The 15634-nt window shown below is 75.0% G+C and carries 11 protein-coding genes, 5 tRNA genes and 1 pseudogene; 13 read left to right on the forward strand and 4 right to left on the reverse strand.

All coding sequences use genetic code 11. The features are described from left to right. The first annotated feature begins 16 nt into the window (after positions 1-16). From VSR01_RS05325 to VSR01_RS05345, 5 genes are all read left to right on the forward strand, one after another. Positions 17-89, forward strand: a tRNA-Gly gene (locus tag VSR01_RS05325). 35 nt (positions 90-124) lie between these two features. Beyond that, positions 125-198, forward strand: a tRNA-Cys gene (locus VSR01_RS05330). Position 199: 1 nt separating this feature from the next. Then, a tRNA-Val gene (locus tag VSR01_RS05335) sits at positions 200-274 on the forward strand. 40 nt (positions 275-314) lie between these two features. Beyond that, positions 315-386: transfer RNA gene (locus VSR01_RS05340), tRNA-Val, on the forward strand. Between the two features lie 55 nt (positions 387-441). After that, positions 442-513: transfer RNA gene (locus tag VSR01_RS05345), tRNA-Val, on the forward strand. 557 nt (positions 514-1070) lie between these two features. Here VSR01_RS05345 and VSR01_RS05350 read toward each other — a convergent pair. Further along, on the reverse strand, positions 1071-1304 hold the full coding sequence (locus VSR01_RS05350) for a hypothetical protein (RefSeq protein ID WP_326448123.1): 234 nt from the start codon (positions 1302-1304) through the stop codon (positions 1071-1073). 231 nt (positions 1305-1535) lie between these two features. Here VSR01_RS05350 and VSR01_RS05355 point away from each other — a divergent pair, with 231 nt between their 5' ends. From VSR01_RS05355 to VSR01_RS05365, 3 genes are all read left to right on the forward strand, one after another. Further along, entirely contained in the window at positions 1536-2825 is a 1290-nt protein-coding gene (locus VSR01_RS05355; protein ID WP_326448124.1) for a serine/threonine-protein kinase, read from the forward strand. 535 nt (positions 2826-3360) lie between these two features. Then, the gene (locus tag VSR01_RS05360; RefSeq protein WP_326448125.1) at positions 3361-4569 is read left to right on the forward strand and encodes an acyl-CoA dehydrogenase family protein; all 1209 of its coding nucleotides are present in this window, start codon (positions 3361-3363) and stop codon (positions 4567-4569) included. Continuing rightward, the gene (locus tag VSR01_RS05365) at positions 4566-5858 is read left to right on the forward strand and encodes an acyl-CoA dehydrogenase family protein (protein ID WP_326448126.1); all 1293 of its coding nucleotides are present in this window, start codon (positions 4566-4568) and stop codon (positions 5856-5858) included. Before VSR01_RS05360 ends, VSR01_RS05365 begins: the two co-directional genes overlap by 4 nt. A 653-nt stretch (positions 5859-6511) precedes the next feature. Here VSR01_RS05365 and VSR01_RS05370 read toward each other — a convergent pair. The 3 genes from VSR01_RS05370 to VSR01_RS05380 form a co-directional block, all read right to left on the reverse strand. Continuing rightward, positions 6512-8095, reverse strand: coding sequence for an aldehyde dehydrogenase family protein (locus VSR01_RS05370; RefSeq protein WP_326448127.1), 1584 nt, complete (start codon positions 8093-8095; stop codon positions 6512-6514). Positions 8096-8641: 546 nt separating this feature from the next. Next, entirely contained in the window at positions 8642-10081 is a 1440-nt protein-coding gene (locus tag VSR01_RS05375; RefSeq protein WP_326448128.1) for an MFS transporter, read from the reverse strand. 46 nt (positions 10082-10127) lie between these two features. Next, positions 10128-10865 carry a DUF899 domain-containing protein gene (locus VSR01_RS05380; protein ID WP_326448129.1) on the reverse strand — a complete coding sequence of 246 codons (738 nt, stop codon included), beginning with the start codon at positions 10863-10865 and terminating at the stop codon, positions 10128-10130. Between the two features lie 141 nt (positions 10866-11006). On the opposite strand from VSR01_RS05380, the gene VSR01_RS05385 reads away from it, so the two are divergent. From VSR01_RS05385 to VSR01_RS05405, 5 genes and pseudogenes are all read left to right on the forward strand, one after another. Beyond that, entirely contained in the window at positions 11007-11657 is a 651-nt protein-coding gene (locus tag VSR01_RS05385) for a winged helix-turn-helix transcriptional regulator (protein WP_326448130.1), read from the forward strand. Positions 11658-11924: 267 nt separating this feature from the next. After that, positions 11925-13070, forward strand: a complete 1146-nt coding sequence (locus tag VSR01_RS05390) for an acyl-CoA dehydrogenase family protein (protein WP_326448131.1) — start codon at positions 11925-11927, stop codon at positions 13068-13070. A 272-nt stretch (positions 13071-13342) separates the two neighbouring features. After that, complete coding sequence (locus VSR01_RS05395; protein ID WP_326448132.1) at positions 13343-14506, forward strand: epoxide hydrolase family protein; 1164 nt, start codon at positions 13343-13345, stop codon at positions 14504-14506. A 15-nt stretch (positions 14507-14521) separates the two neighbouring features. Beyond that, positions 14522-15001, forward strand: a complete 480-nt coding sequence (locus VSR01_RS05400; RefSeq protein WP_326448133.1) for an SgcJ/EcaC family oxidoreductase — start codon at positions 14522-14524, stop codon at positions 14999-15001. Positions 15002-15040: 39 nt separating this feature from the next. Then, positions 15041-15490, forward strand: a pseudogene (locus VSR01_RS05405) (peroxiredoxin); the annotation flags it as partial. Between the last annotated feature and the right edge of the window lie 144 nt (positions 15491-15634).

Consider the following 15634-nt stretch of genomic DNA (forward strand, 5'->3'; position numbering starts at 1 on the left):
GATCCGGGGTCGGCAGGCGGACGTGGCTCAGTTGGTAGAGCATCACCTTGCCAAGGTGAGGGTCGCGAGTTCGAATCTCGTCGTCCGCTCGATGTGGGGGAACGACCCGAACCCCCGCCGCGTTGGTGGAGTGGCCGAGAGGCGAGGCAACGGCCTGCAAAGCCGTCTACACGGGTTCAAATCCCGTCTCCACCTCCAAGGACGATTAGCTCAGCGGGAGAGCGCTTCCCTGACACGGAAGAGGTCACTGGTTCAATCCCAGTATCGTCCACCACGGTGTTCCGCCCTGATCGGGCGGACTCGGCACCGGACCCGCGCGATTAGCTCAGCGGGAGAGCGCTTCCCTGACACGGAAGAGGTCACTGGTTCAATCCCAGTATCGCGCACTGCGGCGGTCGCCCCGGCGGGTGGCCGCGACCGGAGCACGTGGAGCCGGAGCACGGACGATTAGCTCAGCGGGAGAGCGCTTCCCTGACACGGAAGAGGTCACTGGTTCAATCCCAGTATCGTCCACGCGCAAGCACACCGGAGGGCCGGAGGCGTCGAGCCTCCGGCCCTCCGCGCTGTGTGCGGCCGCCGGGAAGGGCCGGCCGGAGAGGCCGGCCGGGGTCGGGAAAGACCTGGGCGGACCCGGGCCGGGAGAGACTCGGAAAGGCCCGGGCGCGGAAAGACGCGGAAAGACATAGTGCCCGGGCATCAGCTGATACCCGGGCACTGTCGTCCGCCGTACCCCCGTCCCCACGGGGTGATACCGGTGTGTCCCCGGTCCGGACCGCTCTTCCGGACCTTGAAGCGTTGTGACGCGCCCCAGTGGGCCGGCCACGGACGACGACTGTGGGGGCGGCGGACGCTTGACCTCGGGGGACGAGTGCTTCGTCCGCCGCTTGACCTCCACAGTAGGCGCGGACGCGGGGCCGGTCGTCATGCCCGCGGACCCCTTTGAACGCCACCCGGAGGATGACAGCCGGGGCGCCGGCTGACTCCCCTGGGTGGAGGCGGGCCGCCGTCGCCCCAGGGTGATCCCTGATGCGGCGGCGCTGCGGACCGGTGCGGCCGACGTGTCGGCCCGTTCAGCCCGTCGGTTCGTCCTCCCGCGGGATCGGCTGCTCGACCAGCGCGAGCACCCGGGTGGCCATGAAGCGGGCGGTGCGCACCACCGTGCCGCTGCGGGTGACCTCGCTGACCTCGACCACCCCGCGGCGCACCGCCGTCTCGACCCGGCGGCCCGCGCGGGTGGCGACCACTTCATACGTGCGGGTGGTGTCCCCCGCGTCGACGACTATCTCCACACGATCACCTTTCACGGCGTCACTCCCCCTTGTCGCGGCGGCCGTTGGTGAAACGGGGCCTCGGATCGCCGCCTCGCGAACCCGCTCCCACCGTCCAGGTTCCCACCCGCCACCGACAATTCACGGCTCGTCGCCTGCGGGCCTTCAGCGCGCACGGGCAGTTCAGTCCGTAAGCTGTGGGCGGCCGAAGCGGCCAGTCAGCGGAGTGGGGCCTCCCCACCACCGGAGGTAGGGGACGGACTTCAGATGGCGATGATGCGGCTCCGACGCGAGGACCCGCGGGTCGTCGGCGCGTTCCGGCTGCACCGCCGGCTGGGCGCGGGCGGCATGGGCGTGGTCTACCTGGGCGCGGACAAGCGCGGCCAGCGGGTGGCGCTGAAGGTGATCAGGCCGGAGCTGGCCGAGGACCAGGAGTTCCGGTCGCGGTTCGCCCGCGAGGTGTCGGCCGCGCGGCGCATCCGCGGGGGCTGCACGGCACGGCTGGTGGCCGCGGACCTGGAGGCCGAGCGGCCGTGGTTCGCCACGCAGTACGTGCCCGGGCCGTCGCTGCACGACAAGGTCGCCGAGCACGGTGTGCTGCCGGCCGCGGAGGTCGCCTCGATCGGCGCGGCGCTGGCCGAGGGCCTGGTCGCGGTGCACGAGGCGGGGGTCGTGCACCGCGACCTGAAGCCGTCGAACATCCTGCTGTCGCCCAAGGGCCCGCGCATCATCGACTTCGGCATCGCCTGGGCGACCGGGGCGAGCACGCTGACGCACGTGGGCACCGCGGTCGGCTCGCCCGGCTTCCTCGCGCCCGAGCAGGTGCGCGGCGCGGCGGTGACGCCGGCCACCGACGTGTTCGCGTTCGGCGCCACGCTGGCGTACGCGGCGACCGCCGACTCGCCGTTCGGCCAGGGCAGTTCCGAGGTCATGCTGTACCGCGTGGTGCACGAGGAGCCGGACCTCGGCGGGGTGCCGGACGCGCTGGCGCCGCTGGTCTACGCGTGCCTGGCCAAGGACCCGGAGACGCGGCCGTCCACGGTGCAGCTGTCCGAGCGGCTGGCGGAGATCGCGGCGCGCGAGGCGCGCGGCATCGGCGCGCCGGCGCTGCCGCACGGCGAGATCCCGAAGGCGGCGGGGCCGCGGCCGGAGCGGCCGGTCGGGCGGCGCGCCGAGGAGTACGCGCAGCAGCGCACCGAGCGGCGGTCGGCGCCGGGCGTCGCGGCCACCGGCTCCGGGCGGCGCGGCGCGGCGCGTCCGCAGGGCGGCGGCTCGGCCACGGACGGCGGGCGCGCCGCGGGCCGGACCCCGGGTCCGCGCACCCCCGCGCGGCGCGGCCCGGCCCGTGGGACGGCGCCCGGTCGCGCGACGCAGGGGCGTACCGCGGCCGACCGCCCGGCCTCCGGCGGCCCGCGGACCCCGGCCCGCACGGCGGGCGGCCGGCCGTCCCGCCCGGCCGGCCTCCGGCTGATGCGGCAGCGGCTGTTCGTGTTCGTGTTCGTCACGCTGATCGCCGCGGTGTGCATCGCGGCGCTCCAGGGCTGCCACAGGTTCTGACCCCGGCCGCCCGCGTTCCCCGCGTGCCCTGCGTGCGGCGGCTCGGGGCTGGGCGCGGCAGGCGAGCCGGACGCGGCGGGCGGCGCCGGTCCGGCGACGTGCCCGTCGTCAACAGCGGCCACGCGCCGCGCGCCTGGGTGCGGCGGCTCGGGCCGGGACGCGGCATGCGGGGCCGGACGCGGCGGGCGGGGCCGGGCCGGCGACGTGCCCGTCGTCAACAGCGGCCACGCGGCCCGGTCGGCCGGAGTGGCCCTCGCCGGAGGTTGAAGGCGGGCCGGCGGGAGGCGGGAGCCCGCGGCGGCCACGCTGCGGCCCGGCCGGTCGGCGTCGCTCTCCTCCCCTCCCCCTTGCCCTCCCCCTCGCCTGAGGCGGACCCGCGACGGGCGCGGCCCGGGGACGAGTTGACGGAAGGGCGTACGGGAGGGTGGCGGGCGGGGCGATTGTGGGTTAGCTTGAACAAGCGCTTGCTTAGAACGCTGACGCGTCGTCGAGCCGGCGCGACCGCCTGGTGCCGAGGGGAAGGACTTCCGCGTCGATGACGAGCAACGCCACCCCGGAAGGGGTCCGCGCGCGGGTGCGCGAGCTGCTGGCCGCGCACGATCCGGCGGCGCTGGAGCCGCTCGACTTCCTGCGGGCCCGCTTCGACGCGGGCCTGGCCTGGGTGCACTTCCCCGAGGGCCTGGGCGGCCTCGGCGCCCCCCGCGCACTGCAGGCGGTGGTCGACGCCGAACTGGCGGCGGCCGGCGCGCCCGACAACGACCCGCGGCGCATCGGCATCGGCCTGGGCATGGCCGCGCCGACCATCCTGCGCTACGGCACCGAGGAGCAGAAGCACCGCTTCCTGCGCCCGCTGTGGACGGGCGAGGAGGTCTGGTGCCAGCTGTTCTCCGAGCCCGGCGCCGGCTCGGACCTCGCGGGACTGCGCACCCGCGCCGTACGGGAGGACGGGGGCGGCGACGGAGGCGGCGACTGGATCGTGGACGGGCAGAAGGTGTGGACGTCCAGCGCCCACAACGCCCGCTGGGCGATCCTCATCGCGCGCACCGACCCGGACGTCCCCAAGCACCAGGGCATCACCTACTTCGTGTGCGACATGACCGACCCCGGCGTGGAGGTCAGGCCGCTGCGGCAGATCACCGGCGAGGCGGAGTTCAACGAGGTCTTCCTGACCGGCGTGCGGATTCCCGACGCGCACCGGCTCGGCGCGGTCGGCGAGGGCTGGCGGGTCGCGCAGACCACGCTGATGAACGAGCGCGTGGCGATCGGCGGTTCCGCGCTGCCCCGCGAGGGCGGCATGATCGCGCCGGTCGCGGCGGCCTGGCGAGAGCGGCCCGGGCTGCGGACGCCGGAGCTGCACGACCGGCTGCTGACGCTGTGGGTCGAGGCGGAGGTGGCGCGGCTGGGCGCCGAGCGGGTCAGGCAGCAGCTCGCGGTGGGCGCGCCCGGCCCCGAGGGCAGCGGGCTCAAGCTCGCCTTCGCCCGGCTGAACCAGCAGATCAGCGGCCTGGAGGTGGAGCTGCTCGGCGAGGAGGGGCTGCGCTACGGCGACTGGACGATGGTCCGGCCGCAGACCGTGGACTTCTACGGCCGGGACGCCGGCTACCGCTACCTGCGCGCCAAGGGCAACTCGATCGAGGGCGGCACCTCGGAGGTCCTGCGCAACATCGTCGCGGAGCGGGTGCTCGGCCTGCCCGCGGAACCCCGTATCGACAAGGACGTCGCGTGGAAGGACTTGCCCCGATGAGCGCTTCGACGCAGCCCGGCACGGGCCCGGACTCCGGTATGCAGCCCGGCGGTACGCAGCCGGGCGGCGGCACGGGCCCGGGTCAGGAGCGCGGATCCGGCTCCGGTGCGCAGCCCGACCTGCTCTACACCGATATCGAGGAGGACCTGCGCTCGACGGTCCGCGACGTGCTCGCCGACCGCTGCCCGCCGGCCTCGCTGTCGGCCCGGGTCGAAGCCGCGGCCGAGGGAGCGGCGGACGGCGGACCGGCGGACGGCCGGTCGGCGGAGCCGTCCGCACGGGCGTCCGCACGGCCGTACGACCCGGCGCTGTGGCGGGTGCTCGGCGCCGATCTGGGCCTGGCCGGACTGCTGGTGCCGGAGAAGCTGGGCGGCCAGGGCGCGTCCGCGCGCGAAGCGGCCGTCGTGCTGGAGGAGTTGGGCGCGGGCGTCGCGCCGACGCCGTTCCTGGGCAGCGCGGTGCTGGCGACGAGCGCGCTGCTGGCCTGCGACACCGCGGACGCGGGCGTGGCGGCGCTGCTGGGCTCGCTCGCCTCGGGCGCCGCTACGGGCGCCCTCGCGGTGCCTCTCGCGGCGGCGCCGGGCAGCGCGTTCCCCGGTGCGGTCCGCGCCGACGCCGCCGGCCGTCTGACCGGCACGGTCACCAGCGTGGCCGACGCGCTCGCCGCCGACGTGCTGGTGGTCCCGGCGGTCGGGCCCGACGGGCCGGGGCTGTACGAGGTCGCGGCCGGCGACGCGGCGGTGACCCCGTTCGTGTCGCTCGACCTGACCAGGCCGCTCGCCGACGTGGCGTTCGACGGCGCGGCGGCCCGCCCGCTCCCCTCGGCCGACGCGGCGGCCGCGCTGGACGCCGCGCTGCTCGCCGGGGCCGGGCTGCTGGCCTCGGAACAGTTGGGCCTGGCGCAGTGGTGCCTGGACGAGACCGTGCGGTATCTGGGCGAGCGCCACCAGTTCGGCCGCGTAGTGGGCGGCTTCCAGGCGATCAAGCACCGGCTCGCCGACCTGTGGCTGGAGGTCGTCTCGCTGCGCGCGGCGGCGCGCTCCGCCGCGGACGCGCTGGCCACCGGCACGGACGCCGCGATCGCGGTGCGCGTCGCGCAGGCGTACGCGTCGGGCGTCGCGGTGCACGCGGCGGAGGAGGCGGTCCAGCTGCACGGCGGCATCGGCATGACGTGGGAGCACCCGCTGCACCTCTACCTCAAGCGGGCCAAGGCGGACCAGATCGCCGTCGGCACCGCCGGCCGCCACCGCGCCGCGCTGGCCCCCCTGCTGGACCTGCCCGCGGCCTGAACGGGACGCCTCCGGCTGGCGGACGGCTGCGGGGACAAAGCGCGACCGGTCGCGGTCTGTCCCGGGCGCGGTCACGGGCGCGGTCACGGGCGCGGTCACGGGCGCACGGCGCGCCGGACGCCGCCCGGCCGCAGACCGCGCACCGGCAGGAGCGCTCCCCGCGCCGGACGCCGCCGGCGCCGGGGCAGGCGTCGAACTGCGCGCCGGCCACCCCGCCCGGAGCCGCCCGGGTCGCCCACGGCGAGCGCCCCGGCGAGCCCCGGTCCGCCACCGCGCCCGCAGCCCCCGGGGACCCGCCCAGGGCACGCGCGGCGAATCCCAGCCCGCGACCGCGACCGCCGACCGGACGTCGGCGCGGGCCGCGCCCGGCTCTCCCCTGCGCCATCGGCCCCGGGGCCGCCCCAAGGCACGCGCGGCGGACCCCCGGCCCGCCACCGCGCCCGGGTCAGCGTGCGACCGGGCCCCGGCCGCACGCCCGCGCAGGCCGTGGCCTGACCGAGGCCGCGCTCGTCGCCGGGCAGGCCACTGCCTGGGCCTCCCGGTCCGCCCCGGCCGCAGCCCGACCGTGCGTACGGGCCGAGCACGGCCGCGAATCGTCGGCCGCGGCCGGGCGGTGGCCGGGAGCGGCGGGGAGGCCGGGGCGGCGGCGCGGGTCAGGTGCGGGTGTAGACCGTCTGGAAGCGGAAGTACGCGTCGAAGCCCTCCGGGCCCAGTTCGCGGCCCAGGCCGCTGGCCTTGATGCCGCCGTAGGGCGCGCCGAGGTCGAGGTCGAAGAAGTTGACGCCGACCGTGCCGGTCTCGACGCGGCGGCTGACCGCGAGGGCCCGTTCGACGTCGCTGGTCCAGATCGTGCCGCCGAGGCCGTAGGGCGAGTCGTTGGCGAGGGCGACGGCGTGGTCGAGGCCGTCGTAGGGGACCACGCACAGCACCGGGCCGAAGATCTCCTCCCGCACCGCGGGGTGGGAGTGGTCCAGCCCGGTCAGCACGGCGGGTTCGGCGAAGTACCCCTGCTCGGGGACGTCTCCGGCACGGCGGGCGGTGGCCAGCCGCCCGCCGTCGGCGAGCGCGGCGGCGACGCGGGAGCGCACCCGGTCCCGGCGGGCGGCGCTGAGCAGCGGGCCGAGCCGGGTCTGCGGGTCCAGCGGATCGCCGATCGGCAGCGCGTCGGCCGCTGCGGCGATCCGCGCGGTGATCTCGTCGTGGCGTGCCCGCGGCACCAGAACCCGGGTCGACATGTAGCAGGCCTGGCCGCTGTGCAGCAGCGCGGCGGCGGCCAGCCCCGCGGCGATCTCCTCCGCGTCGGCGTCGTCCAGCACGATGGCGGCGGACCTGCTGCTCAGCTCCAGGACCACCGGGCGCAGCAGTTCCGCGCACGCCGCCGCGACCTTCCGGCCGGCCGCGGTGGAGCCGGTGAAGGACACCTTGTCCACGCCGGGGTGGCGGACCAGGGCGGCGCCGGTGACGTCGTCGCCGGGCAGCAGGTTGAGCACACCCGGCGGCAGTCCGGCCCGCTCGGCGGCGGCCACGATCGCGCGGGCGCCGAGGAAGGTGTACGGCGACGGCTTGAGCACCACCGTGCAGCCGGCGGCGAGCGCGGGCGCGAGCTTGAACATGGTGATGGGCTGCGGGAAGTTCCACGGCGCGACCACCGCGACCACCCCGGCCGGCAGGCGGCGCACATGGCTGTGGCCGGCTCCGTCGGCGCGCGGGCGGCGCTCCTCCAGCGGTGTGTTCCTGGCCAGGGCGGCGTGGTAGCGCAGGATCGCGGCCGGCGCGTAGCCCTCGGCGGGCACCGCGGTGCTGATCGGCATGCCGTTCTGGACGCTGGTCAGCGCGGCGCGCTCGGGCGCGTTCTTCTCCAGTTCGGCGGCGAACGCCTCCAGCAGGACGGCGCGGGCCACCGGGTCCAGGCCGGCCCAGTGCGGGTCGCGCAGCGCCCGGCGGGCGGAGGCGACCGCGCGGTCCACGTCGGCCGGGCCGGCCAGCGGCAGTGTGCCGGCGTCGCGCCCGTCGGCGGGCGAGACCAGCGGGAAGCGGGCCCCGCCGGAGGTGGCGAGCCACTGCCCGTCGGCGTGCAGGGGACGGCCCGGATCGTCGGCGCCCGGCGCCCCGTCCGGGCCCGGTGTCTCGCCCGGGGTCGGCGCCTCGTCCGGGCCGGCGGATCTGTGCGGCGGCTGCGGTCGGTCGGCGGAGGGCACGGGCGCGGCATCCGCCCGCGTGTCCATGGGAGCGTGCATCGGCGTGTCCTTCGGTCGGCAGAACGGGAGGTACGCGGAAAGAGCTGTACGCGGGGGGATGTGCGCAGGTACGGGACGACGGAGGCGCGGGCCGTACGGAGACGCGGCCGTGCGGAGGCGCGGCTGTACGGAGGTGGGGCTGTACGGAGGTGCGGGGCACACGGCGGTACGGCCGTACGCGCGTCGAGGGTACGCGGGGGTCGCGCGCGGCGCGGAGGAGCGTACGCGGTGGGCGGCGGCGCGTGTCGGACGGGCCGGGACGCGCTGCCGCCCACCGGACGCGGTCCGCGGCTCCCGACGGGGGGAGGGAGCCGCGGACCGGCAGGGGGGCGGGGCCGTGGAGGTGTCAGGTCGTTCGGGGAGCGTGCGCCGCGTCGTCCGCGAGGCACGCGCGGGCCCGGTCCCGGGCGGCGCCGGTCGGGGGTCCGGCACCGCCCGGGCGGGTTCCGGCGCCCTGGAACGCCGTACGGGACGACGGGGCGGCACCGGAGCCGGTGGCCCCGTCCCCGCTCCGGGCCGAAGCGGGGACGGGGTGCTGGGGGGCGGTCAGCCCGCCTTGGCGCCCTGCAGTTCGGGCGAGGCGTCCTCGGCCGGCTGGTCGCCGCGCGGCTTGCCCGGCGCGAAGAACGCCGCGGCCATGCCGACGAGGGAGGCCGCCGCGCCCAGCCCGAGCGCGGCCCGGAAGCCGTCGACCGCGGCGGAGGCCGAGGAGTAGTCGCCGTTGGCGGCGAAGACCGCGCCCATGAAGGACACGCCGAAGACGCCGCCGAGTTCTCGCATGGAGCTGTTGGCGCCCGAGGCGATGCCCATGTCCTCCGGCTGCATCGAGGCGAAGACCAGGTTGATGCCGGTGGGCAGGGCCATCGCGATGCCGGCGCCGCCGAGGATCAGCGGCGCCACCAGCGCGCCGTAACCAGTCCCGTCGCCGACCGCCAGGGCCAGCCAGCCCAGCGAGACCGTCAGCAGGAACAGGCCGGCGATCATGAAGGGCTTGTTGCCGTACGTGTCGGCCTTGCTGCCGGCCAGTGGCGCGACGATCATCGGCATCGCGGTCCAGGCCAGCAGGCGCAGGCCGGTGGCGAGCGGTCCGTCGCCGAAGCCGACCTGGAACAGCTGGGACAGGATGAACAGCGCGCCGATGAGGGCGAAGTGCTGGAAGAAGGCGGCGATGTTGGCGACGCTGAAGCCGCGTACCCGGAAGTAGCGCAGCGGCAGCATCGGCTGCGGGGCGCGGCGTTCCCACATCAGGAAGGCCACCAGGAGCACCGCGCCGACCGCGAAGGCGGTGAGCGGCTCGGCGTCGCCCCAGCCGACGGCCGGCGCCCGGACCGCGCCCCACACCAGGCCGAGCAGGCCGAGCGAGGCGAGCAGCAGGCCGATGACGTCGAGCTTGGGCCGCGGGCCGCGGCTCTCCTGGAGCAGCACGGCCGACAGCACGGTCGCGGCGCCGCCGATGGGGACGTTGATCCAGAAGATCCAGTGCCAGGACAGGCCCTGGGTGATCAGGCCGCCGAGCAGCGGTCCCGCGGCGATGGCCAGGCCCGAGACGCTGCCCCACACGCCCATCGCCTTGCCGCGGGTCTCGGGCGGGAAGGCGTTGCTGAGCAGGGTCAGGCTGACCGGGATGGCGATGCCGGCCGCGACGCCCTGCAGCACACGGGCGATGACCAGCACCTCGACGGAGGTGGACAGCGCCGCCATGGCGGAGGCGAGGGTGAAGACGCCGAGGCCGGTGGCGTAGACGCGCAGCCGGCCGAAGCGGTCGCCGAGGGCCGCGCCGGTGAGCATCAGGCAGCCGAACGCCAGGTTGTAGGCGTTGATCGTCCATTCCAGGTCGGACAGGCTCGCGTGCAGATCGGTGCGCATCGTGGGCAGGGCGGTGACGACCACCATCACGTCGAGCGAGGTGAGGAAGGCGCACACGGCGACGAGTGCGAGCGTCCACCCTGGACGCACCGGTCGGGTCGTGGCGTGGGACGCGCTCATGGCTGACCCCCGGTCTGGTCGTGGATGTGGGGACGGTTCACGGTGCTCAGTGCTCGCAGTGCTCGCAGGACCCGCTCGCGGCGGCGCGCTCGGCGGCGGTGGCCGGCTCGCCGTTCTCGCCGTGCGGGAGGTACTGGTCGTGCAGCCGCCACCACTGGTAGGCGGGGCCCTGGGGCCAGCCCTCGGGCGAGTCCTCCCAGGTCTCCTGGCGGCCGAAGGGCGTCATGTCCAGCAGGTTGAGGTCCATGCGCAGGCGGTCGACGCCGCGGGCGGCGGTGAAGTAAGTGCGGAAGACCCGCTCGCCGTCGCGCAGGAAGACGCTGAGGCCGAAGCCGCCGTCCAGGCCGCAGTCGGCGGAGAACTCCTCGCCGATGCTGGAGTACCAGGGCACCGTCCACTCCATGCGGGTGCGGTACTCCTCCAGCTGGGCCAGCGGCGCGGGCGAGGTCAGCACCAGGTTGGTGTCGCGGGCGCGCAGGTGGGCGAGGTTGCCGATGTTGTCGGTGAAGCCCGAGCAGCCGGGGCAGCGGTGGTCGGAGCCCGGGGTCATCATGAAGTGGTAGACGATCAACTGCCGCCTGCTGTCGAACAGGTCGAGCAGGCCGACCTTGCCCTCCGGGCCCTCGAAGACGTAGTCGGTGGCGAACTCGACCATGGGCAGCCGGCGCCGCTCGGCGGCCAGCGCGTCCATCGCCTTCGTGGCTTCCTTCTCCTTGACCAGCAGTGCCGCGCGTGCCTGCGCCCATTCCTCTGCGGACACCAGCGGCGGCATGTTCACGCTCATGACTCTCCTCGCGCATTTCCGGGTGCGGTGACACCGGGCGTTCGCGGCGTCACACAGCGCCTGACCAACGATACGGTAGCAGCAACTCCTAATTTCTAAGAGCCCATCACCAAAAGAGTAACCCCGGGCTATGATGAACGCATGACGGGAAAGCGCACATACGGGCAGGCGTGCGGTGTCGCCCACGCGATGGACCTGCTGGGCGAGCGCTGGGCGGTGCTGATCGTGCGGGATCTGATGCTGGGACCCAAGCGCTTCAGCGACGTGCAGGCCGGACTCCCCGCCGCGGGGCCGAACGTGCTGACCCAGCGGCTGCGGGACCTGGAGGCCGCGGGCATCGTGCGGCGCAGGACGCTACCGCCGCCGGCCGGCTCGAAGGTCTACGAGCTGACCGAGTGGGGCGCCGAGCTGGAGCCGATCATCTCCCGGCTGGGCCTGTGGGGTTCGCGCTCCCCCGTGGTGCCGGTCAGCGGGGACTACCCGCCGGACTCGCTGATGCTGTCGCTGCGCTACTGCTTCGAGGCCGACGACGACCCGGGGTGGAACGCGGTCTACGACATCCGGCTGGGCCGCGAGCAGTTCACCGCGACGGTGGCCGCCGGCCGGCTGGAGCAGGTGGTCAGGGACCATCCCAGGACCGGCCCCGACACGGTCATCGCAACCGATCCGCTGACCCTCAGCGAGGTGATGGCGGGCCGCCGCGACGTCCGCGAGGCGGTGGACGAGGCCCGGATAACGCTGGACGGCGACGCCGAGGCGGGCTTCCGGCTGCTCGCCGCCGCGCGCAGGTGAGCCGCGCGGACCCGACCGTCCGAGCTCGTGTGCGCCGCGCGGCCCCTGCCGTCCGCGCGCATGTGAGCCGCACGGACCCGGCCGTCCGCGCGCACTCGGCACGATCGGAGAGGCCGCGGCGGACAAGCACGATCCGAGGTGCACCGGCCCGGCGGCGCGGCGCAGGCTGACGGACAGCGCGGCCGGCCTGCTGCCGGACCCGCCCCGCGACGACGCCACGGGAGGCCACGCATGGTGCAGACGAGGGTTCCGACCCGTGAGGAACTGGTGCGACGCGCAGCGGACCTGGTGCCGCTGCTGCGGGAACGCTCGCTGGAGATCGACGCCGCGCGGCGGCTGCCGCCGGACGTGCTGCAGGCCGTGGTGGACTCCGGGCTGCTGCGGATGCGGGCGCCGCGGCAGTACGGCGGGTACGAGAGCGACGCCCGCACGCTAGTCGACGTGCACGCCGAACTGGCCCGCGGCAACAGCTCCGCCGCCTTCTGCGTGTCCGTCTGGTCGCTGCTGATATGGATGGCCGGGCTGTGGCCCGACGAGGTGCAGGACGAGGTCTTCGCCACCCCGGACGTGCGGGTCAGCGGCACCCTCGCGGTCGGCGGCAGCGCCCGCCGCGTCGACGGCGGCTGGGTGTTCAACGGCACCTGGAAGTTCAACAGCGGTGTGCTGCACAGCCAGTGGAAGGTCACCGCGGCCATGCCGGAGGGCCCCGAGGCGGCGGCCGGCCCGGTCACCGCGCTGGTGCCGGTGGAGGCGCTGCGCATCGTGGACGACTGGGACACCCTGGGCCTGCCCGGCTCGGGCAGCGTCACCACCGTCGCCGAGGACGTCTTCGTGGCCGACCGGTACGTGGTGCCCACCGGCGACCTGCTGCGCGACCAGTGCAAGTCCAAGGCCAACTACGGCAAGGCCGACTACCAGGTGCCGATGCTGGTCACCTCCACCGCGGCCACCGGCGGCCAGCTGGTCGGCGCGGCCAAGTACGCGATGGAGGTGTTCCTCGACCGGCTGGAGGGGCGCCCGCTGACGTACACCGACTACGCCGCCAAGCGCGAGGCGCCGGTGACCCATCTCCAGGTGGGCGAGGCGCAGTTGCTGATCGAGGAGGCCGAGGCGCGGATGCACCGCTTCGCCGACCTGATCGCGGACAAGTCGGCGCGCGCCGAGGAGTGGACGCAGGACGAGCGGGTGCTGTCCCGGGTGCAGCTCGGCCGCACCGCCCAGCTCGCCAAGCGGGCGGTGGACATCCTGGCCAGCGCCGGCGGCGGGTCGTCGATCTTCCGTGACGTGCCGCTGCCGCGCATCCAGCGCGACGTCCACGCGGTGACCATCCACGCGCTGACCCACCCCGACACCAACATCGAGCTGTACGGCCGGATGCTCTGCGGCCTGGAGCCCAACTCCGCCTATTTGTAGGCCCGTCCGGGGCCGCTGACCGGTCCCGCAGGCGGTCCCTCCCCCGATCCGGCAGGCCGGGACGGGCCGGGCGCATCCCGTCGGCCCCGTCCCGCCCGGCCTGCCTCCGCATGCCCGCGGGCGCGCCCCGGCGCGCCCGCGCACGCCCCGGCACACCCCGCCGTGCCGAGGCATGCCCCCGTACGCGCCGCCGTGTCGAGGCATGCCCCGGTACGCGCCCCCGTGGCGCCGGTTTCCCGTGTTCCGACCGCTTCGCACCGATTGGAGACGACATGCAACCGTTCCGCGTGAACATCCCCCAGGAGGCGCTGGACGATCTCAGGCAGCGGCTGGGCAACACCCGCTGGCCGATCGGCCTCCCGGAGGACGGCTGGTCCCGCGGCGTCCCGCAGGACTACCTGCGGGAGCTGGCCGCGTACTGGCGGGACTCCTACGACTGGCGGAAGCTGGAGGACCGGCTGAACGCGCTCCCCCAGTTCACCACCGAGATCGACGGCGCCAACGTGTACTACCTGCACGTGCGGTCGCCCGAGCCGGACGCGGTGCCGATGATCATCACGCACGGCTGGCCCGGCTCGGTGGTGGAGTTCCTCGACGTCATCGGGCCGCTGACCGACCCGCGGTCGCACGGCGGCGACCCCTCGACCGCCTTCCACCTGGTGATCCCGTCGATGCCCGGCTACGGCTTCTCCGGCCCGCCGGCCAGTCCGGGCTGGACGGTCAAGCGGGTGTCGGAGGCGTGGAAGGAGCTGATGAGCCGGCTCGGCTACGACCGGTACATCGCCCAGGGCGCCGACTTCGGCTCCGCGGTGGCGCTGGTGCAGGGCCTGGTCGACGCCGAGAGCGTCATGGGCGTGCACGTCAACACCCTGGTGACCGGGCCGGGCGACGACCCGGCCGAGCTGGAGGGGCTGACCGACCGGGACCGGTCGGGCATGGCCCGCACCGAGCGCTTTCTGACCGTGCTGGCCGGCTCGATGAAGCTGTACTCGACCCGCCCGCACACCGTCAGCTACGGGCTGCACGACTCCCCCGTCGGCCAGCTCGCCTGGGTGATCGAGAAGTACAAGGACTGGGCGGACGCGCCCGGCGTGCCCGAGGACGCGGTGGACCGCGACCGGCTGCTCGACATCGTCTCGGTGTACTGGCTGACCCAGACCGCGGGCTCCTCCGGCCAGTTCTACTACGACAACGTCGACTTCCTGCCGATCTCCGGCAACGCGGGCCACTACTTCCCGCTGCCGATGCCGGTGGGCGTGGCGACGTACCCCGAGGGCCCGTTCAAGCCGGTGCGCCGGTTCGCCGACCGGGAGTTCGCCAACATCGTGCAGTGGCGCGAGTACGACCGCGGCGGCAACTTCGCCGCGCTGGAGGAGCCCGACCTGTACGTGGACGACGTGCGTGCCTTCGCCCGACTGCTGCGCGAGCAGTCCTGACCCACGAGGAGAGACATGTCCACCACGAGCGCGCCCTGGGGCGACGCCACGGCGATCCTGGCCGCAGCCGGGGTGCCGGAGGACCCGGGGTACTACCACGAGTTCACCGCGGCCGACGAGAAGGCCGTGCTGACCGTGCCGATGCGCATCCAGCAGGCATGGGAGCTCAACGACCCCGACCTGTTCGCGGAGACCTTCGCCGAGGACGGCAGCCTGCTGATGCAGGACACGCAGCTGACCAGCCGCGAGGAGATCAGGACCTTCATGCGGGACGGGTTCGGCGGCGCGTACCGGGGCGCGAAGGTGCGCGGCTGGCCGCTGTCGGTGCGCTTCCTCGCCCCCGACGTGGCGGTCGTCGTCAGCCAGGGCGGCATCATCCTGGCCGGCGAGGAGGAGGTGGCCGACGCCCGCCGGGTGCGGGTCACCTGGGTCGTAGTCAACAAGGACGGCGTGCCGCGGCTGTTCTCCCACCAGAGCAGCCCGCTGGCCGGCTAGCCGACCGCCCGGAGGAGGCCCCGAGATGACGATCCGACCGGGGCGGCCGCCCCCGACTTCACCCTGACCGACCACAACCGCCGCGAGGTGTCGGTCGGCGCGCTGTGGCGGGACCGCAGTGTGCTGCTGGTGTTCTACCCGTTCGCCTTCAGCCCGGTGTGCGACGGCGAACTGTGCCAGGTGCGCGACGAGTTGGAGCAGTACCAGGCGACCGGCACGCAGGTCGTCGGGGTGTCCGTGGACACCCCGTTCGCCCTGCACGCCTGGGCCGAGCAGCGCGGCTTCGGCTTCCCGCTGCTGTCGGACTTCTGGCCGCACGGCGAGGTCGCCCGCTCCTACGGCGTCTTCGACGAGCGCCTGGGCGTCGCGCTGCGCGGCACCTTCCTGATCGACCGCGGCGGCGTGGTGCGCTTCAGCGAGGTGCAGGGGCCGCGCGAGGCGCGCGACCAGGAAGGCTGGAAGAAGGCGGTGGCCGCGCTCGACGGCTGAGCCGGCCGGTCTGCGCAAGGGGCCCGCGGCGCGCACGACGCGCGGCGGGCCCTTTGCCGTGTCCGGCGGGTCCGGCCGGTCCGGCGGGTCCGGCCGGTCCGCCACACCCGCGCGCCGCCCAGGTCCGGCGCGTCCGTGCGTCCG

Origin of the sequence: Actinacidiphila sp. DG2A-62, assembly GCF_035825295.1 — a bacterium.
GTDB lineage: Bacteria > Actinomycetota > Actinomycetes > Streptomycetales > Streptomycetaceae > Actinacidiphila.